General features: G+C 69.2%; 19 protein-coding genes. 11 read left to right on the top strand and 8 right to left on the bottom strand.

The window, feature by feature from the left end; all coding sequences use genetic code 11:
- Nucleotides 1-2 precede the first annotated feature (2 nt).
- Both AC1VNM_RS07145 and arsH read left to right on the top strand, forming a co-directional pair.
- Nucleotides 3-701 (top strand): aquaporin, encoded by a 699-nt coding sequence (locus tag AC1VNM_RS07145; RefSeq protein ID WP_377155117.1) that lies wholly within the window; start codon nucleotides 3-5, stop codon nucleotides 699-701.
- Nucleotides 694-1,533 (top strand): arsenical resistance protein ArsH, encoded by an 840-nt coding sequence (gene arsH, locus AC1VNM_RS07140; protein ID WP_483106368.1) that lies wholly within the window; start codon nucleotides 694-696, stop codon nucleotides 1,531-1,533. Before AC1VNM_RS07145 ends, arsH begins: the two co-directional genes overlap by 8 nt.
- 146 nt (nucleotides 1,534-1,679) lie before the next feature.
- On the opposite strand, the gene AC1VNM_RS07135 is transcribed toward arsH, so the two are convergent.
- The 4 genes from AC1VNM_RS07135 to AC1VNM_RS07120 form a co-directional block, all read right to left on the bottom strand.
- Complete coding sequence (locus AC1VNM_RS07135; protein ID WP_483106367.1) at nucleotides 1,680-6,869, bottom strand: coiled-coil domain-containing protein; 5,190 nt, start codon at nucleotides 6,867-6,869, stop codon at nucleotides 1,680-1,682.
- Nucleotides 6,870-7,076: 207 nt separating this feature from the next.
- Nucleotides 7,077-8,219 (bottom strand): hypothetical protein, encoded by a 1,143-nt coding sequence (locus AC1VNM_RS07130; RefSeq protein ID WP_483106366.1) that lies wholly within the window; start codon nucleotides 8,217-8,219, stop codon nucleotides 7,077-7,079.
- A 192-nt stretch (nucleotides 8,220-8,411) separates the two neighbouring features.
- The gene (locus tag AC1VNM_RS07125) at nucleotides 8,412-9,113 is read right to left on the bottom strand and encodes a hypothetical protein (RefSeq protein WP_483106365.1); all 702 of its coding nucleotides are present in this window, start codon (nucleotides 9,111-9,113) and stop codon (nucleotides 8,412-8,414) included.
- 9 nt (nucleotides 9,114-9,122) lie between these two features.
- Nucleotides 9,123-10,679, bottom strand: coding sequence for a helix-turn-helix domain-containing protein (locus tag AC1VNM_RS07120; protein WP_483106364.1), 1,557 nt, complete (start codon nucleotides 10,677-10,679; stop codon nucleotides 9,123-9,125).
- A 311-nt stretch (nucleotides 10,680-10,990) separates the two neighbouring features.
- Here AC1VNM_RS07120 and AC1VNM_RS07115 point away from each other — a divergent pair, with 311 nt between their 5' ends.
- The 9 genes from AC1VNM_RS07115 to AC1VNM_RS07075 all read left to right on the top strand — a co-directional run bounded on the left by AC1VNM_RS07115 (nucleotide 10,991) and on the right by AC1VNM_RS07075 (nucleotide 19,127).
- Entirely contained in the window at nucleotides 10,991-11,710 is a 720-nt protein-coding gene (locus AC1VNM_RS07115) for a GNAT family N-acetyltransferase (protein WP_483106363.1), read from the top strand.
- 3 nt (nucleotides 11,711-11,713) lie between these two features.
- Nucleotides 11,714-12,823, top strand: a complete 1,110-nt coding sequence (sctU, locus tag AC1VNM_RS07110) for a type III secretion system export apparatus subunit SctU (protein ID WP_483106362.1) — start codon at nucleotides 11,714-11,716, stop codon at nucleotides 12,821-12,823.
- Nucleotides 12,820-14,886 carry a type III secretion system export apparatus subunit SctV gene (gene sctV / locus AC1VNM_RS07105; protein ID WP_483106361.1) on the top strand — a complete coding sequence of 689 codons (2,067 nt, stop codon included), beginning with the start codon at nucleotides 12,820-12,822 and terminating at the stop codon, nucleotides 14,884-14,886. The genes sctU and sctV overlap by 4 nt, the downstream gene beginning before the upstream one ends.
- Before the next feature lie 16 nt (nucleotides 14,887-14,902).
- Nucleotides 14,903-15,703, top strand: a complete 801-nt coding sequence (locus AC1VNM_RS07100; RefSeq protein WP_483106360.1) for a type III secretion HpaP family protein — start codon at nucleotides 14,903-14,905, stop codon at nucleotides 15,701-15,703.
- Nucleotides 15,700-16,806: a FliM/FliN family flagellar motor switch protein gene (locus AC1VNM_RS07095; RefSeq protein ID WP_483106359.1), complete on the top strand. Its 1,107-nt coding sequence runs from the start codon at nucleotides 15,700-15,702 to the stop codon at nucleotides 16,804-16,806. The genes AC1VNM_RS07100 and AC1VNM_RS07095 overlap by 4 nt, the downstream gene beginning before the upstream one ends.
- Nucleotides 16,784-17,452, top strand: a complete 669-nt coding sequence (gene sctR, locus AC1VNM_RS07090; RefSeq protein WP_483106358.1) for a type III secretion system export apparatus subunit SctR — start codon at nucleotides 16,784-16,786, stop codon at nucleotides 17,450-17,452. Before AC1VNM_RS07095 ends, sctR begins: the two co-directional genes overlap by 23 nt.
- A gap of 84 nt (nucleotides 17,453-17,536) precedes the next feature.
- Nucleotides 17,537-17,800 (top strand): type III secretion system export apparatus subunit SctS, encoded by a 264-nt coding sequence (sctS, locus tag AC1VNM_RS07085; protein ID WP_088404105.1) that lies wholly within the window; start codon nucleotides 17,537-17,539, stop codon nucleotides 17,798-17,800.
- Entirely contained in the window at nucleotides 17,797-18,675 is an 879-nt protein-coding gene (locus AC1VNM_RS07080) for a hypothetical protein (protein ID WP_483106357.1), read from the top strand. Before sctS ends, AC1VNM_RS07080 begins: the two co-directional genes overlap by 4 nt.
- Entirely contained in the window at nucleotides 18,672-19,127 is a 456-nt protein-coding gene (locus tag AC1VNM_RS07075) for a CesT family type III secretion system chaperone (protein ID WP_377155129.1), read from the top strand. Before AC1VNM_RS07080 ends, AC1VNM_RS07075 begins: the two co-directional genes overlap by 4 nt.
- A gap of 17 nt (nucleotides 19,128-19,144) precedes the next feature.
- On the opposite strand, the gene AC1VNM_RS07070 is transcribed toward AC1VNM_RS07075, so the two are convergent.
- From AC1VNM_RS07070 to AC1VNM_RS07055, 4 genes are read right to left on the bottom strand one after another with little or no spacing between them, the layout of a single operon-like run.
- Entirely contained in the window at nucleotides 19,145-21,280 is a 2,136-nt protein-coding gene (locus tag AC1VNM_RS07070; protein ID WP_483106356.1) for a peptidase domain-containing ABC transporter, read from the bottom strand.
- Between the two features lie 4 nt (nucleotides 21,281-21,284).
- Nucleotides 21,285-22,559 carry an HlyD family secretion protein gene (locus tag AC1VNM_RS07065; protein ID WP_377155130.1) on the bottom strand — a complete coding sequence of 425 codons (1,275 nt, stop codon included), beginning with the start codon at nucleotides 22,557-22,559 and terminating at the stop codon, nucleotides 21,285-21,287.
- Nucleotides 22,560-22,608: 49 nt separating this feature from the next.
- The gene (locus tag AC1VNM_RS07060) at nucleotides 22,609-23,130 is read right to left on the bottom strand and encodes a hypothetical protein (RefSeq protein WP_377155131.1); all 522 of its coding nucleotides are present in this window, start codon (nucleotides 23,128-23,130) and stop codon (nucleotides 22,609-22,611) included.
- Nucleotides 23,131-23,187: 57 nt separating this feature from the next.
- Nucleotides 23,188-24,258, bottom strand: coding sequence for a hypothetical protein (locus AC1VNM_RS07055; RefSeq protein ID WP_483106355.1), 1,071 nt, complete (start codon nucleotides 24,256-24,258; stop codon nucleotides 23,188-23,190).
- Nucleotides 24,259-24,427: the final 169 nt, after the last annotated feature.

The following is a 24,427-nucleotide window of genomic DNA, read 5'->3' as shown; positions in this document are numbered from 1 at the left end:
CGATGACACTGTCCCGCAAGCTGCTGGCAGAGGCCTTGGGATCGGCGCTGCTGCTCGCCGTCGTGATCGGCTCCGGCGTGATGGCGGAACGCCTCTCCGGCGGCAACGCGGGCATCGCGTTGCTGGCGAACGCCCTGGCCACGGTGGGCGGTCTGTACGTCCTGATCGAGGTGCTCGGCCCCGTCAGCGGCGCCCACTTCAACCCCGCCGTCAGCGCCGTGATGGCCTGGCGCGGCGAGCTCGCCAGGAGCGCGCTGCTGCCCTACGTCGCCGCTCAACTGCTGGGCGCCGTGCTCGGCGCCTGGCTCGCCCACGCCATGTTCGACCTGACCCTGCTGCAGTTCTCCACCAAGCTGCGCAGCGGCACGGGCCAGTGGATCGCCGAGGGCGTCGCCACCTTCGGGCTGTTGCTGGTCATCCTGCGCGCGCCTCCCGCGCGCGTGGCGGCGATGGTCGCGGCCTACATCGGCGCGGCCTACTGGTTCACGGCATCGACGTCCTTCGCCAATCCGGCGGCCGTCTTCGGTCGCATGTTCAGCGACAGCTTTGCCGGCATCGCGCCGGCCAGCGCACCGGGCTTCATCGTCGCCGAGCTGGTCGGCGCCGTCCTCGCGGCAGGCGTGCATCACCTGTTGTCGCCCCCTCGGATCGTCGATCGCGACGCCTCCTCCACCCCATCGACGCCTGCACCCCATGTCTGAACGCCTCTTTCCCGACGCCACGTTCCCGGCGCTGACCGAAGATCTGCTGGACCTCCCCACGCCGGATCGCCTGACGGTGCCGTCACCCTCCGCGCATCCACCGCGCATCCTGATGCTGTACGGCTCGCTCCGCGAGCGCTCCTACAGCCGGTTGCTGACCTTCGAAGCGGCGCGTCTGCTCGAAGCCATGGGCGCGGAAGTCAGGATCTTCGATCCCTCCGGCCTGCCTCTGCCGGACGACGCGCCCGATGCGCATCCGAAGGTGCGGGAACTGCGTGAGCTCGCCGCCTGGTCCGAGGGCATGGTCTGGTGCTCCCCCGAGCGGCATGGCGCCATGACCGGGATCATGAAGACGCAGATCGACTGGATCCCGTTGTCATCGGGCTCGGTGCGCCCCACGCAGGGCAAGACGCTGGCGGTGATGCAGGTGTCCGGCGGGTCGCAGTCGTTCAACGCCGTGAACCAGCTGCGGGTGCTGGGGCGCTGGATGCGCATGCTGACCATCCCGAACCAGTCGTCCGTCGCCAAGGCCTTCGCCGAGTTCACGGACGAGGGTCGGATGAAGCCCTCCCCCTACTACGACCGCGTGGTCGACGTGATGGAGGAACTGTTCAAGTTCACCTTGCTGACGCGCGATCTCGGTCCCTACCTGACGAGCCGCTACAGCGAGCGCAAGGAGAGCGCTGAGGAACTGGCCAAGCGTGTCAACCTGGGTGCGGCGACGGGATGCGCGCCTGCGGCAGGAGCACCCGCCTGCGGCTGCGCGCCCACTCGCGGCGCGGCCACAACGTCGCCTCCAGGGTCGGCACAGGCCTCACGCTGCTGCGGCTGACCGGATCAAGGGCCCCCGCCGCAAGCCCTCCAACGCCGGCTCGACGACCGACATGTCCGCACCTTCCGCGAAGACCGCGTGGCTCGACAGGCTGTTGACCGACCTCGTCAGCGGACCGCGGGACAACGCCTGCATCCACTGACGCCTCACAGCCGTGCCGGCTGCGCATCGATCGTGATCAGGTCCCGCCCGCCGTGGGCGGTGTTGATCTTCCCGCCCAGCGTGACCTTGCCGCCGCCGAGGAAGCGTTCGGCGAAGCCTTGCGGACCGGCCTCCTTGTCTTCTGCCGCCTTCGGCGTCGCGCGGAACTCGCCGCTCGCCACCGACGAGTCCCGCGCGCGCTGATTCAACTCGTTGACGAACAGCCGGAACGGCTGCCAGCTGGCCTCCGCCTCGACATGCGCCGCGATCTGCTTCTGCAGATCCTTGATCTGCGTCGCCGCGCCCTCATCCACCGGCGCCCCCGGCCGCTGCAGCACGTTGATCCGCTCCAGGCAGGCGTTGATCGTGTCCGCCGCCTCCGGCGTGAGGCACTTGCGTTCGATGAACAGGCGGTTGTTGCCCGGCGGCAGATTGACCATCTGCTGGAGGAAGCCCTTCAGCGCCTCGTCGCCGCCGCGCAGCACGCCGTCCGGGCCGCGCTGGCCCAGCCGCGCCTGCCACGCGCCGCTCTCCTTGTTCACCAGCTTGATGAAGTCGTCCTGCACGGCGTACTCGCGGTGCTTGTACGAGATGTTCGGCTTGACCTTGCCGTCCTCCGTGGTGATGCGCACGAAGCCGTTCTTCGCCTGGATCACCAGCTCCGTCTCCACGCCGACCTTGTGCCGCGCGAAGACGCCGACATCAGGCTGGTCGGCGCGCTTGATCGTCGGATGCGAGACGCCCACGCTCGCCGCCGCGCCCAGCGAGGTGCGCGACCCGCTGCCGGCCTGCACCGTCCGCGTCGCGCCGGCTTCGTCCTTGGCCTTGCTGCGGTTCATGAAGGTGTGCTTGAGCGCGACACCCGCGGTGCCCGACGCGCTGGCCACGCCCAGGATCTTGCCGCTGCCGCTGCCGTCGACGCTGAGCGAGCCGTTCACCTGGTGCGACTTGCCCTCGTTCCAGCCGAAGGAGATGTCGCGGTAGTCGCCGACCTTGCCCACCATCTGCGCCCACATCTCGCCGCCATTGGCGGGGCGCGCCGGAGCGCCGTTCTGCCCGTTCTGCGCGGCGAGCGCGAAGATCGAGTTCACCGTCAGTTCGCTCATGCGCTTCCAGCTGCCCTCCGGCGCCCGCATGGCCGTCGACTGCGCGGGCGTCAGCGAGGCCGTCAGTTGCCGGTGCTCCGTGCCTGTCTTGTTGGTGCGGATCATCAGCCCCTTGCTGAACAGGTGCGCGCCGCCCAGCCGCGCCATCGCCTGCACGCTGCCGCCCAGCTTGCCGACCTGCGCGCCCACGCGCACGCCGCCGCCCAGCATCTCGGTGACCTTGGTCTCGTTGCCGAGGAAGATCACGCCGGTGTTGGAGGCCACGCCCGCCTTGAGCACCGCCGTGCGGCTGCGGTCGACGTTGAATTCGCCCACCGGCGTGATGCCCGTCGTCAGGCCGCCGATCCCGTCCACGCTGGCCACGCCGTAACCGAACATGCCGCCGACGCCGAACTTGCGGCCGTCGCTGTAGTCCGTCATGTCGCCGCCGGCGACGACGGTGACCAGCACCTGGCGCAGGATGTCCTGACGAGCCTGCGGCGTGGCGGCGTCGAAGTCGCGCTGCAACTGCGCGAGATCGCTGTCCATCGCCGCCTTGCCGCGCAGAACCTTCAGGTCTCCCCGGAGCTGCGTGACCGCGGCCGCGCCGCCCTGCGGCACCGATCCGGGCGCGCCGGACGCGCTGAGCCGCCCTGCCTTCACCCAGTCGTTCAGCGTTCCGGGCAGCAGCGCCTTGTCCGCGTGCGCGGCGGCATCGGCATCCACGAGGGTCTGGTTCAGCGCCGGGGGCGCCACGTGCGCCGGCGGCGGTGCTCCCGCGGGCGTTCCGGCCGGCGGCGGCGGATTGGAGATCTCGTCGTTGACGCGGGCCGCGGCCGCGCCGATCTCGGCCTGCGTGAGCCGCAGCCCCTGCGTCAGGTCGATCAGCGGATCGGCAGCCGCGGGCACCTTCGCGTTCCATGCGTCCATCACCGCCAGGCGCATGACCGCGCGGGTGCGCTCGTCGCCGGTCATGGTCGCGGCATTGGCCCGCACGTCGTCCAACAGCAGCGTCCTGCTCCGGTCCAGCGCCCCCTTGAGCCGCTTGGCATGCTCGCCCGGCACGGTGCCGATCTCCGACCCGAGCGGTCCCGCCTGCATCAGCGTCTTCAGCGGCGTCTTGTCCTTGCCGACCTTGCGCCGCATCGAATCGATCGGATGACGGAGCGAGTCCCGCACGCCGGGTCCCGAAACCTGCGTCTTGCAGGCGAGGTCGATGTACTTGCAGAACTTGTGCAGCCGCTTGGCCATCAGGTGGAAGTCGGAGCCCGACCCGCTCTCCGTGAAGCCGTTGCGCAGCGCGACGTAGGCGGGCTTCATGTCCGGATTCGGATCGGCCGCGCCTCGCGCGCGGGTGAGGTTGTCCGCCGCGTAGAGAAAGGCCTGCGTGGGCAGCGTGGCCGGATGTTCCGGATCCCGGCGCTGCGCCGTGCCGCGGCGCATGTTGCCCGTGCCCAGGCGCCTGTGGTCGATCAGCTTGACGTGCTCGGGATGCGCCGCGATGGCGGCGCGGAAGTCCGCCGGTGTCTGGTTGCCGCCGACGTTGAATCCCTGCGCCAGCAAGGCGCTCTCGGCGCGCAGGCCGAGCTTGTAGTGCTCGACCGCATGCTCGGCATGCTGGCGCGTCTGGAAGGCCGCCAACGCCGCGTTGTGGGTGGTCTGGGCGGCGGGGGTCGGATTCGGCCCGAGCGCCGCCGGCATCGGCGCCGCCGGCGGCAGCGACAGTCCCTGCAGGTCCAGCAGCGCCTGCATGCCGCCGGACGTCGCGGCGAGCGCGCGCTTGGCGGCATTGGCCAGCCGCTCCACCTCCGGCCCGGGCGGCGCCGTCGTCACGCCGGCCAGCGGCGACGGCGCCGGGCCACGCGGCACCATGCCCGGCAGCGCCGGGCCGCCGCTGTTCCAGAGCGCGTTGTAGACATGCGCGGCGACGGTCGGATCGTCGGTGACCGTGCGCAGCGTCGTCGCGATCAGCAGCGCCTGCTCATGACGCAGCGGATGACCGTCGGGCCGGCCGGCCGGGTCGGGATTGGGATGGGTGAGCAGCGCCTGCGCCAGCATCGTCCCGACCGGCGTGGACTCGGTCGCGTGCGTCTCGGTCGCGAACATGCGACCGACCTCGGACGCGAAGGCCGCCGCATTGCCGAAGGCCGGTGGTGTCTGCGCCGCGCGCTGGGTGCGGATGGACGCGTCCGTCAGCAGATTCGCGGCGCCGCCGGCGGCGACCTTCACATGCGCATCGACGCGCTTCAGGGCGCCGTCGCTCAGGACCTTGTCCGTCGGTGTCCGGGCCGGCGGAACGCCGTTGTTGAACTTGGTCGGCGCGCTGCCGCTGGTGGAGCCGGTGATGGACCCGACGGCGAAGTCGACCTTGACCGGTGCCATGCGCCGCTCCACCGCGGCCAGCGGCCGGCTCAGCAGGGTGTCCTTGGCCTTGTGCCCGATGGAGCGCTCGTCCGGGTGCGGCGGCGCGGCCTTGGGACGGATCTCCTCGCACAACGCGTCGATCGCGTGCCCGACCCGCTGCTGTGCCTGATCGGCGGCGAGCTCGCGCGCGTCGCGCGCCCGGGTGCTGGCACTGGCGGTGGCATCCGCATTGTCAGCCGCGACCCGGTGCTGGTCCCGCTGCTGATTGGCGGTGGTCTCGAGGGGTCCACTCGTCTGCACATGGTTCTGGCACGCGGCCAGGTTGCCACGCTCGACATTGGCTGCGGTGAGGAGTTGCGCCACCACCGTCTGCTGCACGTTGATGGCGTCCTGCGCCAGTGTCAGATCGGCATTGGCCCGCTGCAGGGCCCGGCTGGGCGCCGGCGGAGGAGCGCCCGGCGCTGGCGCGGGCATCGCGGCCTGGGCGGCATTCACGGCCTGCTGGCAGGCCTGGTGGTGGGCGTGCAGATCCCCGCCGGGCTGCAGCCGGTCGCGCGCCTGCGCATGGCGGTCGATGGCCGCGTCGGTGATCCCCTGCTGCTTCGCTTCCGCATCGCGATGCGTGGCGGCCGTGCGGGTGCTCTCCGCCGCGTCGGCCGTGGATTGCGCCAGCGTGCGATGCGCCTGCGTCGCGGCGACCGCATGGGGCACGGCGGTCTGCGCGGCTGCGGCATGGTCCTGCATGGCCCGCTGCTCGGGCGAGTTCGCGGCGGTCAGCGTGGCCAGCGTCTGGCTCGCATGGGTGAGTCGCGCGATCGCATCGTTGGCCGCCGTCACCCGCTGCTGGGCGGCGGCGTGCGCCGCGATGCCCGTGCGCTGGTCCGCCTGTGCGGTCGCGAAGTCGGTGGCGTGCGTGTCGATGGCGGTGTTGTTGAGCGTCCGGTGGTTCTCCGCCGTGGTGATCGCCTGCCTCAGCTGCTGAAGGGCCGTGTTGGCGTTGTCCCGGTCCGCCGTCGCCTGCGCGATCCGTTGCGCGCGGGTGGGTGCCGCAGGCCCGGCTCCCGCAGGGGCGGGCTGTGCCGGCGCCGGCGGATCTGGCGGAGCGCTTTGCGCGAGCCGCAGCGCGCGCTCGGCGTTGTTCAGGTTCGTCCTCTCCCTTCCCAAGGCGGGATCGTTGCGGGCGGCGTGCACTGCGGCGTCGAGCACGGGGACCTGCGCCCGCGCCGCGTTCAGCAAGCCCTGATGCCGGTTCACTTCCGTCTGGAGATGGGGCAAGGCCGCCGCGGTCTGCTGGGCCTGCGCCTGCGCCGAGGTCAGCTCGGCCTGACGGCGCGGCGCTTCGGCCACCGCCGCGGCGGCCGCGGCGGTGCCGCGCTGCTGGAGGTCCTGGATCGATTGCTGGCGCTTGTTGAGCGCGGCGTTGGCCGAGGCCTCGCCATCGACGCGCGCCGCCACCTGGCCATGCGCGCCGTGGGCCTGCCCCATCGCCGTCGCGATGTCGGGCAGCACGGCCGGCGTCTGCGCTTGCGCCTGCGCATTGCCGGTCCGGCCGAGCAGGTTCATCCGCGGCCGCTGGCTCTGCCGGGTGGCGACGGTGCCGCCGGTCGGGGTCAGGCCTTGCAGGGCGCCAGGCACGGTCGCGTTCTGCGTTCCTGCGGTGCCCGTGCCGCCGGTCGTGGGCGGCAGCGGCGTGGTCAGGGGCGGCGGCGGCATGCCGGCGCGGTTGCGTGCGAAAAACTGGACCATCGACCGTCCCCTGATGTCTTTCGCGACACTGTCGGGCGTAGTCCGTTCGGGCAGTCGCTGCGAGCCGAAGCGCCTGTCGACGACCCGAAGTCCCGCGGCGGGGCCGGCGCATTTCTTACTCCCTCTCCCGCTTGCGGGAGAGGGTTGGGGTGAGGGCCAGCGGCCGTGGCAGTACTGAAGGCCGCCGGCGATCGCCGACTGCCGCGATCAGGTCCGGAGCGGCGCGCCCGTCAAGACCTCGCGCAGCCGCGCGATCGCCCGCTCGATCGTGGCGGCGGCGGCGTCGGCCGCCTCGCGTTGATCGTCGAAAGTCCGCGCGCTGGCCTCGGCGCGTTGGTCCGCCTTGGCCGCCGCGCCCCGGCGCGCGGATCGGTTCTGGACGGCCGCCGCCTCGGCGCCCTGGTGGCGCATCAGGTCGTTGCGCCGCATCACCACGACGATGTGCTCCGCGTCGACCTCGCCGGCGAGGCGGCGGATCCCCGCCCGCTGCATCGCGATCGCCGCCCCGCAGTCCTGCGCCTGCCACTGCAGCCGCGCACCGGGTGCGATGGCCGCCACCGCGTCGGCATGCGCCCGGACGCAATGCGCGTGTTGCGCCAGTTGCGCCGTCAACGCATCGCTGGCCGCGTCGGTGTGGCCGATGTCCTCGACCACCCGCGCCGCGGCGCTGACCGCGCGCCGGTGCTCGGACAGCGCCTTCCTGGCATCGTCGAGCGCGATCTCGGCCGCGCCGCCCAGCGCGGCCAGGGCCAGCGAATGCGGGCGGACGGTCCGGTTCATCGCGCCGATCGCGTCGCGCAGCCGCATCTCCGCCGCTCGCGCCGCGTCCCGGCGCGACAGCGCGGCCGCCTGCGCTTCCCGGTAGGCGCCAGTCGCCCTCGCCAGCGCGGCGGCATGTTCGGACAGCGCGGGCGAGCGCCGGCGCATCCGTTCCTCGCTGCGCCGCAGGCTCCCGGCGGCGTCATCCAGGGCCTCCTGGGCCTTGTTGCTCACGGCCTGCCGCGCGGCCAGTTCAGCCCCGGCGGCGGCAAGCGCGGCCGTCACCTGGTGCTGGATCGCCAGGATCGCGGCCTCGCATTCGGCCTGGGCGGCTTCGGCCGCCAGCACCCGATCCATGCGCAGTGGCAGCGCCTGACGAGCGTCGCGCATCGCCTCGATGGCGGCGGCCAGCTCCTTCACGCGCGCCGCCTTCCGGGCCTGCAACGCCTGCGCGGCCTGCCGCGCGCGCAGCCGGGCGCTGACAGCGGGCTGCGGCGTATTGGAAATGACGAAGAGTTCCGCGGCGTCGGTTCCCGCCGCGCCGCCCGGCATCGGTAGTGCCTGCGCACGCCCCTGGTGGACATCGAACATCAACGTTCCTCCTGATACGTTTTCACACCACTGTGGAGGGATTCGCATCGGGAGGTAACCGCGGAACGAAGGGCCCTTCGACGATGCGAAGGGGGTCTCCCGCTTGCGGAAGAGGAAGCAAGAAGAGCGTCGGTCGAACTCCCTCTCCCGCTTGCGGGAGAGGGCGGGGGTGAGGGCCAGCGGACTCGGCAGTCAACGGGCCTCGCCATGCTGAGGACTGATACGCCCGCTCTCCCCGGCCGCATCGCCAGACGGTCCATGAGGCGCGATGTCCAGCCAGCCCGCCGCGATCATCACGACCAGCGCCGCGACCGCCGCCAGCACCGCGCCCCAGCTTGCGATGCGCATGCGCGGCGATCGGCCGACGCGCTCCGTGGCCTCGGGCCGCACGCCCTCGATGCGCGCCGTGCTGCGCCCCGGCTGGATGCGCGATTCGGGACCGACGACGCGACCGGCGCCCTCCGCCGCATCGACGCTCTGCGCCCACACGTCGTCCTCCGGCGGCGGCGGACGGCGCGCCGACGCCGCGCCGCGACGCACGACCGGCCCCGGCGTTCCACGCGGCGGTGCCTTGCCCTTGCCGCCGCTGGCCGACGCGCGCGCGCTCGCCTTCGCGACACCATCCGACCCCGAGTTCGGCGCCGCCGGTGCCAGGTCTGAACCCCGGTCGTGCGAGGCGTCCCCGGTGACGCGTTCCTCCTCGTCATCGAGCAGATGCCGCGTCACCACGCCCATCAACCGGCTGGCCGAGGCCTGACGACGACCGCTGGCCTCATCCCGCCGGCGTGCCGACGGATCTCCGGGCAGCGGGCGGACCTCCTCGGCCGAGGCCGCCGAGGAACTGGCCGACGCCGACGACGGCCGCGCCGGGAGCCGTGGCGGATCGCCGCGCATGGCGCGTGCTCAGACGCCGTCGACGGAGAACACGCGTCGACCGGCGTCGGCGCTCATCCCCACGCCCGTTCCGGAGCCGCTCCCGGCGACCGCCGCCGCCACGGTGGCCGCGATGGACGGCAGCTCCGCGAAGCTCGGCAGGCTCGCCGTGGCGCTCGGGGTCTCGCCGAACTGCTGGCGGTAGTTGTGGGCCAGCGTCGAGCGATTGGCCATGCCCCAGCGCGCCGCGACCGCCAGCACGCTGTCGCGCCCGGCCATCTGCTGCAGTTCGGTCCGGATGCAGGCCATGCGCAGCTTGCGGATCACTTCCGCCGGCGTCAGGCCGAGGTTGGCGCGGAAGGCCATCTGCAGCGCGCGCTCGGTGACGTCGATCTCCGCGGCGATGCGACGGACCGACAACGCCCGGTCGTGCAGGTGGTCCAGGATGTATTGATAGGCACGGCGATAACGCGGGGGCAGGCGCAGTTGATCCGCATCGGCCTGCTCGGCGCGCTCCTGCTGCTCGAGGAAGCGCGAGTACGGCACCCGCGTCAGCTCGAAACGCAGCCGCGCCAGCGACAGCTGCGCATGCTGGCGATAGCAGCGCAGCGCGTCGGAGTGGCGGCCGTTCATCGCATGCAACTTCGACGCGCAGTAGCGCAGCTCGATCGCATGGCGGTGGTGGAGCTGGCGCGCATCGTCGATGGCCAGCGGGCCGAGGATGTCATAGGCCGTGCGCGCCTGGCCGCGGTCCAGCAGCGCCAGCGCGGCTTCGACGCGGGCGCGTTCTTCCATCGGTGCGAGACGGCGGTCGCGATACCAGCGCACGCCGTCGAAGAGACCGTCCACGCTCTCTCCGCCCTGCCCGCCCTGGCCGCCGATCAACGCGGGCTCGGGCGCCACGAGCGCGATCAGGAACTCGAGTCGCGCCACCACACCCGGCAGTGCCGCCAGCGCGCGCGCCGACGATCGCAGCGCCGCGCGCACGTCGCGGTCCCGCGGCAGCTCCGCGCCGGCGAGGTCGTCGTAGTGCCGCAGCGCGCGGCAGACCTGGACCTCCAGCTCGATCGCCGTCAGCAGCGGCATCATCAGCGCGGGCGCGTCCATCGCGTCGGCCAGCGCCATCGCGAAGGCCAGCGTGCGCGCCGCCCGGCGGTGCTCGCCCATGGACTGCATCGCCTGCGCCATGCCGGCCAGCGCCTCGACCCGCAGCGCCGGCGGCGCATCGTCCGCATCGGCCACCACGTTGAAGGTCTCCGCCGCGCGACCCGGCTTGTTCAGGTGCAGGAACAGGAAGCCCCGGTCCATCGACGACAGCCAGCGCACCTGCGCGCGCGGCAGTCCCTCGTACATCTTGAGCTGCTTCTGGAAGAGCTCCTCCGCCTGCTCGTCGCGCCCGGCGGCCAGCAACGCCTGCCCCAGCACCTGACCCAGCGCCGCGAGCCGCTCGGGATCGCCGCCTGCCCCACGATCAAGCCGGCCCAGCCCGAGCCGCAAGGCCTCCTGCACATCGCCGCGCGCCACCGCGGCGGCGACGTCTCCATCCTGCTCGGCAAGCCTCAGGCTGCCCAAGGTCAGCAACAACATGTGAACTCCCCTTCCATGCGTATCGAGTGCGTTGTCGGATACATCCGGATGCGCCTGAACGTGCATTGATCACGCATTCATCGCGGCCGTATCGCCCGCCGTGTGCGTTTCGGCGTGGGCTCATGCTAGGCAGCCGTCCACTTCGGCGGCCTCATGTCTTCACGATGAAATCCTCAACAATCCTCAACACGAAGTGAGCGCCGCGCCGGCTCATCGGGCACGGATTCGCGTCCGCGCAAATCGCTTCGCCCCCTCCTCGCCTCGCGCCGGTGCCGGCAGGGACAGTGCGCCTCAACCCCGAGGAGCCCCCCGTGTCCCTAGCCCTTCCTCTCGCCGAGAAGAACGCCAACGCGATCTCCGACCTCATCGCGTTGCGGCCCGCCACGACGCAGGACGCCACCTCGGTCGCGGCGATCTACAACGCCTCGCTGCGCACGCAGCCCTATCAGCCCGCCGGCGTGAGCGAAGCCGACGGCGCGCGCTGGGTGGCGGAGGAGCTCGCCAAGGTCAAGGACAAGGACGCGGTGAAGGACGCCAACTACATCGGCCCGATGAGCGTGCCGATGGCCAAGCTGCAGATCGAGCTCCACCAGTTCTACCGACGCCCGATGGTGATCGCGACGCAGCGCGGCGAGACCATCGGGTGGATGGGATCGCTGGGCCTGCATGACCGGCCCGGCCTGTCGTCGTTGTTCGAGCTGGCCTACTACGTCGCGCCGCGCTGGCGCGGACGCGGCGTCGGCACGCGGCTGATCAAGCACTTGATCACGCAGGCGCCGGTATGGCGCGTGGACCGGCTGCTGGCCATGGTCTGGAGCGACAACGCCGCCAGCCTGTCGGTGCTGCGGCGGGCCGGCTTCAGCGCCTGGGGCGAGCTGCCCGGCGCGGTCACCGCCTTCGGCAAGCGGCGCGACATGGTGCTGCTCGGGATGACGCTGGCCGACATCGTGCGGGACTTCGACGAGACGCAGCCCGCCGAGGCCCTGGACCTTCCGGACGTCACTGACGTCGCGGACGCCGCGGCCCCTTGAGCCATGGGGGAAAAGACCGAACAACCCAGCCAGAAGAAGCTGGACGATGCGAAGAAGAAGGGCCAGTCGCCCAAGAGCCAGGACATCAACGCCGCGGCCGGCCTGCTGGTGATCACCGTCTGCCTGAGCGCCGCCAGCGCCACCGCGCTCAGCCATCTGGAGCGGCTGTTCGCGCTGGCCAGCGGCGTCGGGCTGCAGGCCAAGACGGACAGCGACGTGTTCGCCGTGGCCTACGACATCGCCATCGAGGGCTTGTGGATCGTGCTGCCCTTCGTCGTCGCGGCGATCTTCGTCGGCCTGATCGCGTCCTTCGCGCAGGTCGGCTTCAACATCACCTTCGAGCCGCTCACGCCCAACTTCGACAAGGTCAACCCGGGCTCCGGGCTGAAAAAGCTGATCTCGCTGCGCTCGATCATCGAGTTCGTGAAGACCGTGTTCAAGGCCATCCTGGTCGGCTGCGTGATCGCGATCATCACCATGGGCCTGATCCCGCTGATGGTCGGCGCCGCGACGCAGACGCCGACAGGCGTGGCCACGGTCGCATGGACCGCGATGCTCAAGCTCTTCGTCGCCGCGGTGATCGCGCTGGTCGTGCTGGGTCCCGTGGACTTCGCGCTGCAGCGCTGGCTGTTCATCCGCGACCAGCGCATGGACAAGGACGAGCTCAAGCGCGAATACAAGGAAATGGAAGGCGATCCGATGGTCAAGGGCCAGCGCAAGCGCCTGGCCTTCGAGATGGCCAACAGCGATCCGAAGAAGACGGTGCCCAACGCGACCGTGGTCGTCACCAATCCGACGCACTACGCCGTCGCGCTGCGCTACCAGCCCGGCGTGACGCCCCTGCCGCTGATCGTCGCCAAGGGCGCGGACGCGCAGGCGATGGAGATCCGCCGCATCGCGGAAGCCTCGGGCGTGCCCATCGTCGGCGATCCGCCGCTGGCGCGCGCGCTGTTCAAGGTGCCCGTGGACGAGACGGTGCCCGAGGCGCTGTTCGAAGCCGTGGCCACGGTGCTGCGCTGGGTGGCGATGCTCGACGGCGTGGGGGCGAAGAGCAGTGGCGGTGGCAGTGGCGGTGGTGGCAGTAGCGGCAAACCAAGCGGGAGCAAGGCATGAGCAAGGCACTGGGTGACAAGAGCACCCTCGGCAACGACCTCGCGATGAGCTTCCTGGTGGTGGCGATCGTCGGCCTGATGATCCTGCCGCTGCCCACGGTGGCCATCGACACGCTGCTGGCGGTCAACCTGGCGGTGAGCGTGCTGCTGCTGATGACCTCGCTGTTCATCCCGAACGCGGTGGCGCTGTCCTCGTTCCCGTCACTGCTGCTGTTCACGACGCTGTTCCGGCTGTCGCTGAACATCGCGTCGACCAAGTCCATCCTGCTGCACGCCGACGCCGGTCACCTGATCGAGAGCTTCGGCGAGCTGGTCGTCGGCGGCAACCTGGTCGTGGGCATCGTGGTGTTCATCATCATCACGGTGGTGCAGTTCATCGTGATCTCCAAGGGCTCGGAGCGCGTGGCCGAGGTCGGCGCGCGTTTCACGCTGGACGCGATGCCGGGCAAGCAGATGAGCATCGACGCCGACCTGCGCGCGGGCCTGCTCACCGGCGACGAGGCGCGCCGCAAGCGCGCGCTGCTCGGCATGGAGAGCCAGATGCACGGCGGCATGGACGGCGCGATGAAGTTCGTCAAGGGCGACGCGATCGCGGGCCTGATCATCACGCTGGTCAACATCCTGGCGGGGATCGTCGTCGGGATCATGTACCACGGCATGACGGCGGGCGAGGCGGCCAACCGCTTCGCGGTGCTGTCGATCGGCGACGCGATGGTGTCGCAGATCCCGTCGCTGTTCATCTGCGTGGCCGCCGGCGTGCTGATCACCCGCGTGGCCGACGAGCATCAGAAGAAGCCGCGCTCGCTGGGGCAGGAGATCGTCGCGCAGATGACCGCCAACGTGCGGGCGATGTACCTCGCGGCGGGACTGACGGTGGCCTTCGCGGCGGTGCCGGGCTTCCCGGCGCTGCAGTTCATGGCCCTGGGCATCGGCCTGGCGGCGGCGGGCCGCTACCTCGCGCGCCAGCGCAAGAGCGGCGAGGCGCAGAGCGTCTCCGCGCCCATCGCCGCGCTGCAGCGCGAGGGTGCCAAGGGCGACGCGCCGTCGATCATGCAGGAGGCGCCGCATTTCTCGCGGCCGCTGGCCGTGCGCATGTCGCCGGCGCTGGCCGCGCTGCTGCTGCCGCACATGCTCGACCAGGCGATGGAGCGCGAGCGGCTGCAGCTGCAGGCCATGCTGGGTGTGCCCTTCCCCGGCGTGTGCATGTGGGTCGAACCGACCTTGGAGGACCTGCGCTTCGAGGTGCTGATCAACGACGTGCCGGTGCGGCACATCGAGCTGCCGGGCCGCCTGCTGCTGGTGCCCGCGGCGCTGGCGGGCGAGCCGTGGGCCGCCTCCGCGGCGACGCACGGCGCCCTGCTCGACCAAGCGCAATCGCAGTGGCTGCCGCCCGCGCAGGTGCCCGACGCGGAGCGCGCGAAGTGCCTGGACATCGAGCAGGTGATGGCGCGCCAGGTGATGCTGCTGCTGCGCCGCAACGCCCACCAGTTCATGGGTGTGCAGGAGATCCAGTGGATCGTCGACAAGGCCACGGCGGACTACCCGGGCCTGGTCGCCGAGGTGCAGAAGATCCTGCCGGTGCAGCGCATCGCCGAGGTGATGCGTCGGCTGCTCGAGGAGCAGGTGCCGATCCGCAACGTGCGCACGATCTTCGAGAGCCTGATCACCTGGGGCCCGAAGGAGAAGGACATGCTGCTGCTGACCGAGTACGTGCGCGGCGATCTCGGGCGCTACCTCGCGTTCGAGGCCAGCGGCGGACGCAACTACGTGTCGGCGATCCTGCTGGACGCGGGCGTGGAGCAGGCGATCCGCCAGTGCATCAAGCCGACGCCCACCGGCAACTACCTGGCGATGCCGCCGGAGAGCGCCGCGGCGATCACGGAGAAGGTGCTGCGCATCGCGGGCGAGACGCCCGAGGCGGGCGTGGCGGTGATCACGTCGATGGACATCCGGCGCTACGTCAAGAAGATCATCGAGTCGCGCCTGGAGGGACTGCGCGTCTACTCGTACCAGGAGCTGGGCAACCAGGTCGAGCTGCGGCCGCTCGGCCGCGTCGCGGCTTGAGCGTGACCGGACGAGCATGAACGACGAAGAGATCCGCCGCATCCGGCGCCTCGTCGTCGCGGATCCGCAGATCCCGCCGCTGCCGCTGCCGGTGGACCCCCGACAGGCGGAGCGCTTCCATCGCGCGCTTGGCGCCGTGCGGCGCGCGACGTCGGCGACCGATGCCTCGCCGGAGACGCCGGCAGCGGCGCCCCCGCCCGCTCCGGAGCAGACGCCGCCGTCGCGGCATGAGGCGATGCACGCGCCGGTCGTCGCAGTCGCCCTGCCGTCGCGCGAGCGCTCGGACCGCACCGAACCCAACGACCGCAACGACCGGAAAGAGTCCGGCTCGCCTTCCCGCAGGAAGGACGCGTCGCGCAACGACGCTGCCCTCCTCGTCGACGGTCATCGTCCGCGACCGCCCGTGATCGCCGCGGCGGAGGCCGGCGCACGGGAGGCCAGCGAAGCGCAGGAAGCGGAGGCCGAGCAGGACGCCGCGCTCGATCAAGCCGTCACCGCGCCGCCGATGCCCATCCCCCACGTGGCGTGGACGCCCCTGCCCGAGGGCTGGGAGCGCGAGCTGACCGACACGGTCGCCACGCTGTGCCGGAGCAGCGAGCCCAACTTCCACAGCTGGACCATCCAGGTGCCGGTCGACGCCGAGACCTTGCCCCACACCGAGCTTCGTCTCACGTTTTCGCCTCACCAACTGACGCTTCGCTTCAGCACGCAGTCGACGCGCTCGCTCGCCCTAATTTCGGCCCACCAGTCGCAGCTGCGCGCGTTGCTGGTCCGCGCGCTGCCCGGCGACCGGCACATCGAGATCGACATCACATGAACCGGCCGACCTCCTCCGCATCGATGCTTCCTGCGAGCGCCGCCACGGCTGGCGTCGCTGGCGGCGCCGCCTTGGCGGACTCGACGACGCTTGCCGGCCGCCTGCCCGCGATGACCGCCGCCGACGCCTCGCTGTCCCGCGTGGCGCACGATGCGCGCTTCGCCGACTGGCTGCGGGCGACGCTCCAGCATGCGGGCATCGGCATCACGCGACAGCGCGACGCGATGCCATGGCGGCTCACCGTCGAGTCGGCGCAGGGCCGTTTCCAGCTCGGGCTCGACGCGGTGGATTCGCCGGCGTTGCAGCTCGCCTGCGCCCATCAGCCGCGCGACACGGCCTGCGCGGTCGTGACGCTGCTGCTGGCCGGCTGGGCCGAGGCCTTCGCGCCGATGCTCGGGACGCTGCGCGTCGTGGACATCCAGCCGCTGGCCGACGCGGACACGCCGGAGCGCCTCGTCCCCCTCGTCCTTGGCGGCGCAATGCCCGTTGCCCTGCTGGACGCCGATCCCGGCGTGCTGGAGCGCGTCATCGCGACCGTCGCTGCTTCCGGCACCGGCCTGACCCCGCTCGCGCAACTGCCGTTGCGCCCGGTGATCCGCCTCTTCGCGCGGACCTTCCCGCTGCGGGTGCTGCGCGGACTGCGTCCGGGCGACACCGTCCTCGCCGGCGGCCAACCCGCGCTGCTGCGCTGCGGCGTGGGCCGCGCGCTGCGCGCTTCCCTTCACATCGATCCCCAGGAGTTCACCGTGCACCTTGCCGAGCCGCCCGCCCTTACCGACGACCCGGCCGCCCACGAGGCCGGGCACATGGCCGCACAGCTGTCCGGAGAAAGCACGGAAGCGCCGCAATCCGCCGGCTCGCTGGACGAGCTGCAATTGCCGGTGGCCTTCGAGCTGGACACCGCGCGTGTCAGCCTCGCCGAGCTGGCCAGCATGCAACCGGGCTATGCCGTCGAGCTCGACGTGCCGCTGCGCGAGGCCACGGTGCGCCTGGTCTGCCACGGCCGCACGCTGGGCCAGGGACAGCTGATCGCCATCGGCGACCACCTCGGCGTGCGCATCACCCGGCTGGAGTTCGCGCATGACGCCGCTGCAGCACGCTGATCCGGTCGCGCTCTTCCTGGTGCTGCTGGCGCTGGCGGCGCTGCCGTTCGCGGCGATGGTGGTCACCTCGTACACCAAGATCTCGATCGTGCTGGGCCTGCTGCGCAACGCGATCGGCGTGCAGCAGGTGCCGCCGAACATGGTGCTCAACGGCGTGGCGATCATCATCTCCTGCTACATCATGGCGCCGGTCTTCATCGAGGCGACCAAGGGCATGAGCGCCGCGTCCGCCGGCAATCCGGCCGGCGGCTCCAGCACGCAGACGCTGATGGAGGCGGCCGATTCGGCGCGCGAGCCCTTCCGCAAGTTCCTCGACAAGCACGCCGAGGAGCGCGAGAAGCAGTTCTTCCTCAAGTCCGCCGCCATCATCTGGCCGGCCGACAAGGCGGCGGCGCTGAAGAAGGACGACCTGATCGTGCTGGCGCCGGCCTTCCTGCTGAGCGAGCTGACGGCGGCCTTCCGCATCGGTTTCCTGCTCTACCTGGCCTTCATCGTGATCGACATCGTCATCGCCAACGTGCTGCTGGCGATGGGGCTGTCGCAGGTGACGCCGAGCAACGTCGCCATCCCCTTCAAGCTGCTGCTGTTCGTCACGCTGGACGGCTGGTCGCGGCTGGTGCACGGGCTGGTGCTGACTTATCGATGAGCGACCGATGAGCACGCTGAACACGATGAAGACGCCGCGGACGCCGCAGACGCGCGCGACATGCGTCCGTGAGGAGGACCACCCATGAACTACGACGTGGTGGTGCAGCTGACGTCCGAGGCGCTGATGATGTGCGTGCTGCTGTCGCTGCCGGCGGTGGTGGTGTCGGCGCTGATCGGGCTGATCGTGTCGTTCTTCCAGGCGATCACGTCGCTGCAGGATTCGAGCATCTCGCAGGGCATCAAGCTGCTGGCGGTGACGGGCGTGGTCGTGGTGACGGCGCCATGGGCCGGGTCGACGCTGATGAAGTTCAGCGAGAACCTCTTCACGGCGGTGTTCCAGAAATGAAGCTCGACCGCGCGCGCCAGGGCGCCGAGGCCCAGCAGGCGCGGGAAGCGCAGGAGGCCGCGGGCAAGGGGCACACGCGCGGGAGCGGCTCGTCCGGGTATGCGGGCGGGATGCACAAGGGGAACGCGTACCGGCACGCGCCGCGGGCACAGGTGCCGGCGCGACGCAACACCGGGCCGGCGCCCAAGCCGCGGCCCCGGCCGCCATCCACCGGCGCGCAAGGGGCGCACCCAGAGGACGAGCACCCGCAGATGCCGATGGACGATCCGCGGCAGATGGCTGCGGGCGGCGCGGGCGCGAACACGATGCGACCGGTGCAGGGTGCCGGCGGCAAGCAGCAGAAGCCGGATGCGGGGGAGCGTCAGGAGCAGGGATCGCTGAGCTCCCCGCCGCGCACGCGCATGCCGCCTCCACCGCCCGAAGTCCGCGAAGGCGCGGCCCTGCGCCGCAGCGCGCTGCCGGCGGCGGTGATGCTGCGATCGATGCCGACACCGGAGGGCAAGCCCCCGACGGTGCTGCTCGATGCGTTGGCGTCGCTGTACTTCAAGGGTGGCGGCGCCGGCATCGCGGTCGGCGCGATGCGGCTTGCGGCGATGACCGCAGTGGCCCGGCATCTGCCAGCGGACGCGACGCCGTCGCTGTCGGTCGTCAAGGCGGCGGCGGTGGCCTGGTGCGCGGCCAACGGACCGCCGCCGTCGGCGACCGAGGCCCAGCAGAACGCCAACCTCCTGTTCCCGCTGAACGGTCTGCGCGCCCTCTTCCGTCCGCTCGACGCGCTGCGCGACGGCGTCGAGGCGCGCAGCAGTCAACTGCAACGGGCGCTGGCGCCGCTCCCCGCCGCCGAAGCAGCCCGCACGAAGGACTCTCAGTCATGAACGTCGAGCACTACCAGCAGCTCATCGTCGGCCTGTGCGAAGCCGTCGGACTGCCCGACGCCGAGGCCGCGCTCGCGCGCAGCGCGATCGAGGTCGAAGGCTTCGAGGTGCTGCTCGGCTACTACGACAACGACCCCGAGGCGATGTACCTGAACTTCACCTTCGGCAGCGTGACGTCGGGGCGCAGCCTGCGTGTCTATCGGTTGATGCTGGAGGCCAACCTGAGCCTTTATGCGCAGGACCAGGCGCAGCTCGGCTTGGACGCCGATTCAGGCGTGGTGCTGCTGGTGGTACGGGTGCCGATGCTCGACGGTGTCGATGGGCCCTACCTCGCGGACACCATCAACCACTACATCGAGCACGGCCGCTATTGGCGCGAGAACATCCTGCTGGCGGAGGATGAGATGTTCGAGAGCCTGTCTTTGGGGGAGTACACGTGGATGAGGGCGTGAAGCCGAAGCAGCGATGTTCAGGCTACCGCCGAGAGAGTCCCCGTGGCGGCACGCTCCTCGTGTCCAGAGACTTCGATGATCCGACCGCCCCCCACACGCAGTACCCGGTCCGCAATCGCGATGGTCTGAGGCCGATGTGCGATCAGGATGCGCGTCACCTTGAGTGCCGCGATGGCCTCGTTGATTTGCCGCTCGTTGTCCAGATCGAGATGACTCGTGGCTTCGTCCAGGAAGAGGATCCGCGGCCGCTTGTACAGCGCCCGGGCGAGCAGCAGGCGCTGCTTCTGACCGCCTGACAGGGCGGTTCCCATGTCGCCCACCAGCGTGTGGTAGCCCATCGGCATCCGCTCGATCTCGTCGTGGATTCGCGCCTGGCTCGCGCATTCCATCGCGAAGTGGACGTCGGAGCGGCTGTCATGAAAACAGATGTTGTCCAGGATGGTGCCGGCGAACAGCTGGTCGTCTTGCAAGACAGCGGCGAAGACATCGCGGTACGCCCGATGGCCGAGATGGTCGAGGCGGAGGCCGCCAACTTCCACCTGGCCGGACGTCGGCTGGAGGATGCCGAGCATCAGCTTCATGCAGGTGGATTTGCCCGCGCCCGAGGCGCCGGTGAGCGCCAGGCATTCACCGTCCCTGACCTGGAGCGTCACGTTGGCCAGGATGGCGTCCTCCTCAGGACCGTAACGGAAGCTGACTTTCCGCAATGCCAGTGACGCGTCGCGGATCTGGGTCAGCGTGCCGCGACCGTCGCTCTCGGGCTTGGCCAGCACGATGTCGGCAAGGCGCTCGGATTGAACGCCCAGCAGGCTCAGGTCGGCGGCGCGCTCCACGGCGGCATTGGTCTTGCTGCTGAACTGGTCGGCATAGGCGAGGAAGGCGAACAGCATTCCCAGCGACAGACGATGATCAATGACCAGCGTTCCTCCCAGCCAGAGCAATCCGACGCGTTCGATCGTCGACAGGACGGACCAGCCCGTGCCGAGCAGGAGGTTGAGCCGCAACATCTTGAGATGCGCATTCGTCGAATCGGCCCACAGGCGGGTCCACGCGACACGGCGCTCCGTCTCACGGTTGAGCAGCTTGATGGCCCGCACCCCTCGTACGGTCTCAAGGAAGAAGCTCTGTTCCTTGGCCTGCTTGGCGTAGTAGCCGCTGGACATGACACGCATGGCATTGATGCGGCCCCATCGCATCGCGACATAGAGCGTTGCCGAACCCATCGGGATCAGCGCCAGCAACGGCGAGTAGATCAGCATCATCACGAGCCCGCCGCAGGCGATGACGATATCCAGCACCAGCTCGACGGCACTCGTGGTGAGGGTCTGCGTGATGCCGCCCACCGAAGAGAAGCGCGATACGACGTCGCCGAGATGCCGGCGTTCGAAGAAGTCGACCGGCAGCCGGAGCATCCGTGCCATCACGTTGGTCATCCATTGCAGCGTGAAGTGGGTCGTGACATAGAGACTGACCCACGACCGCATGGCGCCGACGGCGATGGAGATCAATCCGACCGCGAGGCTTCCCAGTGCCAGGATCGTGAGCAGGCTCCGATCCGCGCCCAGAACGGCCTCGTCCGTGATCCACTGCGTCAGGATGGGCAACAGGAGCGAGAGCGCCTCGATCGCCATGGCCAGCAGGAACATCTGTACCAACGCCGGCGTCAGCCCCTGGGCCTTGCCCATGATCTGTGCCAGGGACATCGGCGAGCGCGCCGTCTTGCGCTTGAAGTCGAAACCCGGCGTGAGCTCCAGCGCCACGCCGGTGAAGTGGCTCGAGCACTGCTCGGCGGAGAGCGTCATTTCTCCGACGGCCGGATCGTGAATCTCGATGCCCCTGCTCTCTGCCTTGCGGAGCACGACGAAGTGATTCATGTCCCAGTGCAGGATCGCTGGCGTCTGGAGCTGCGCCAGCTCGTCGATGTCGAGCTTGAGTCCACGCGGGACCAGCCCCAACGCTTCGGACTGATCGGCAATTGCCGCCAAGGTGCTGCCCTTGAGCGATCCCGGGAACCGGTTGCGCAATTCCGCGAGGCTGACCGAATGGCCATGGAATCCCGCCACCATGGCCAGGCAAGCCAGACCGCATTCGGACGCCTCGGTCTGGAGGATCAGCGGAAGCCGCGTTGAGAAGCCGAACTGAAGGAGACTCATGGACTCATCGCACCTTGAAATGGCCCGACTCGAACAGCGGCTCGAGCACCCACTCATACAGGCGGCGTTCATCCAGTTCCACGATCGCCGAGACCTGCATGCCAGGCCGCAGCGGCGCATCACGGCCATAGGCGCTGATGGACTGCGATGCGAGCAGAGCGGTCAGACTGAAGGTCGGCTCGGGCTGCTGCTCGGTCGGCGTCACGGCGAGGCGGCTGAGAGCGCTGAGTTCCGATGCCGCCTGCGGCGCAAGCGCGACGGCGTCAAGCACGGCATCCACCATGCCGAACTTCTGATAGGGGAAGGCGTCCACTTTGAGCCGCACGACGCGTCCGGCGTCGAGGAAGCCGATGGACTTGCTGGGCGCGTAGAGCCGGGCCACCAGCGGCACCGACGACGGCGTCACCGTCGCGACCGGAGCGGTCGGCGCGGCAGGCTGGCCAGGAAATGCGTCGATGCTGGCGATGACACCGTCGACCGGCGCCACCACGGACCATTCATGGCCATCGCGGAGTTGCATGGACTCGGCCTGCGCCTGTTCGAGCGCGCGCTCGGTCTGCCTCAAGGCCACGCGATGACGTTGCGGCAATGCGGACAGCTCGCGCGTCAGCCGCCCGACTTCCGCGCCGATGGTCAGCAGATCGTGCCTGGCGGTGTCGAGCCGCACGCGCTGATCGAGCAGATCCGCCTGCTTGCTGTCCACCATCTGCTGTGAGGCGAAGCCTGCCTGCTGCAGGCCCTGGTAGCGTTCCACCTCGCCCTGGGCCGCGGCCAACCGCTGCTGGAGCACGGCGATCTGCTGCCGTTGCACGGGATCCAGCTGACGTTGCTCCTGCAGGGACCGAAGCACGTTGTCGACCTCGTCGCGATGCACCTGATGCAGCGCGTCCAGTTCCTCGCGGAGCGTCTGCAGTCGCGCCTCGGCGGACCGATCGAGCTTGCGTTCCATCGAATTGCCGTCGGTGGCCATGTGCTCGGTCGCGAACACCATGAGGATCTCGCCCTTTCCCACATGCTGCCCCTGGCGCACGCGGATCTCGCGCAACACGCCGGTCTGCGGCGCGTAGATCTTGGCGACGCCGCCCGCAGGCTCCAGCACCCCTTGAAGCTCGACGTGCCTCGTGTACTTGACGAAGGCCAGCGCCGACAGCAGCCCCATCAGGCAGAGCACAGCGAACGCGGCGTAGAGCCGATGCGACGGCGGCTGAATGAGGACGATGCCACCGGCTTGCAGCCCGCTGATCGAATCGTTGACTTCATGTCGAAACAGAGATTTCATGGCGGGCTGCAGCGACCGTCAGGGCTCGCACCCTGACGGTCTGTCGATGTCACTCTTCTTCGTTGGGGGCGTGATCGTCACCTCCGCCGCCGCCACCGCCACCGCCGCCGCCGCCGGAATCTCCGCCGCCGGAATCCCCGCCGCCGTCACCATCACCGCCGCTTTCACCGGTGCTGCCGCCGTCGCCACCGGTATCCCCGGAGCCGCCATCGCTCGCATCGGAAATGTCACCGCTAGCAGCGATCTGAACGTCCTCCTTGTCCACATCGGCCTCGCTGACCTTCTTGCTTTCGATGATGTGTCCGTCCTTGCCCACGGTGGTGAGCGTGCAGGAGGACCACGCGCCGGCGACGCCTGCGTTCAGGTCGATAAGCTTCTTCCCCGAGATGCCAAAGCTGATCTGACCGCTGGCACTGGTGCAGGTCACGATCGCCGTGACACCGTCGCCAAGATCGAACTTCTGGATCTGCGCGCCACTGGCGTCGACTGTTGAAGAGAACGGTTTCTGAACCGGCGCGGCGCCGCCAGCGCCCGCCACATGCTTCAACAAGGCGCGATCAAGTACTTCCATGACTTTCCTCTCACTGTTTTGAAAGTACCCGGTTTTCGAACCGGGGGCATTCCGCGGCTATCCGCGGTCATCAGCTACGCGCCTGATCGGAGTTACCCGATAGCCGGCGCGCTGCAGATCCGAAAGGAGGCCTTCACATTGCTTTGAAGCGCCTCGGTAGGGAAAGAGGTGTGCTGCACCCACAGCCAAGAAATGGACCTTTCCATCGTTCATCGCCGGAATCCTCTCCAGCCATAACTCGTTGCGAGGGCAGACGAATGCGTCGTTGACCGGTCCGGGGGTGGAGCGATGCTCGACAAAAAGGTCGTGTGCCTGTTCGTCAATTTGTCGAACAGCCTCCGCCGCAGAGGCCTGCGGCAGCGGGAAGTCGGGGTTGTAACTCTCGATGTGGGCCTTCAATATCTGCAGACGTACAGCGCTTGAGCAATAGGCTCGAGCGAGATCGTCTGCCTCGTCCAGCGATTGAATGGGCAATCTTGGACGTATTTTTCGCAGTCGTTGAACCACTGGGCCATTGCCCGCTGCGGAAACATCGAGACGTGCCTGGGGCTTAAGAAATTCATACTGAATCTTGAGCGTACTGACCACACTAAATTCAGACAAACCTTCCGCAAAAATTCGAGCGTTATCTTTCAGAACCACTTCGGCAGGCGGCCCACCCGGCAAATCCTTCGAGATCGCGCGAAAATATTCAACGGCACCCTTTTGAATGATTTCCCTCGCCCGCTGCAGTGTTTGTACCCCTGTGGGGTCGGAAATCGGAGTCTGACATTCGACCTGCTGATTTCCGGCAGCACTCCCCCCATCCTCAAAATGCATAACATCGGCCAGCCGGAAGGCGGAAATCACCACATTATTAAAATAGGCGTCGTTCTCCAGCCGGCTTCCATGATGGGTAATTCCCAGCACAAACATTCGTTCTCCGGCTGGACCATCGACTTTCCACATTCGAGGGGTCGACGCGCTCGCCGTGCAAACCAATGTCGAAAGAACGAAGAAAGCAGCCAGCAATCTAGGAAACGACAGGTTCATCTGAAATTTCTCTTCTGCGATCATTCTTGATACGACGGAGAAATTCTGTCTCACGCCGTCACGTCGGTCCAATCCCTCTTTTTGGGGGAAAAGCATAAGAATTCCGTAAAGCGGCCGCAAACCAAAAATCAAGAAAACGTCAGAAACACGTGAAAACCAGAAAGTGACACCAATAAACTAGCAAAAGCCAGTCATTCCAGACCGTCGTTATTAAGCGCGAACATTCCCAACTCGCGCTGCCCTTATCGATTACCTGGAAAATTTG

It is taken from the genome of Mitsuaria sp. MSU3D (genome assembly GCF_056867975.1).
This window is presented reverse-complemented; position numbering and strand designations above follow the sequence as displayed.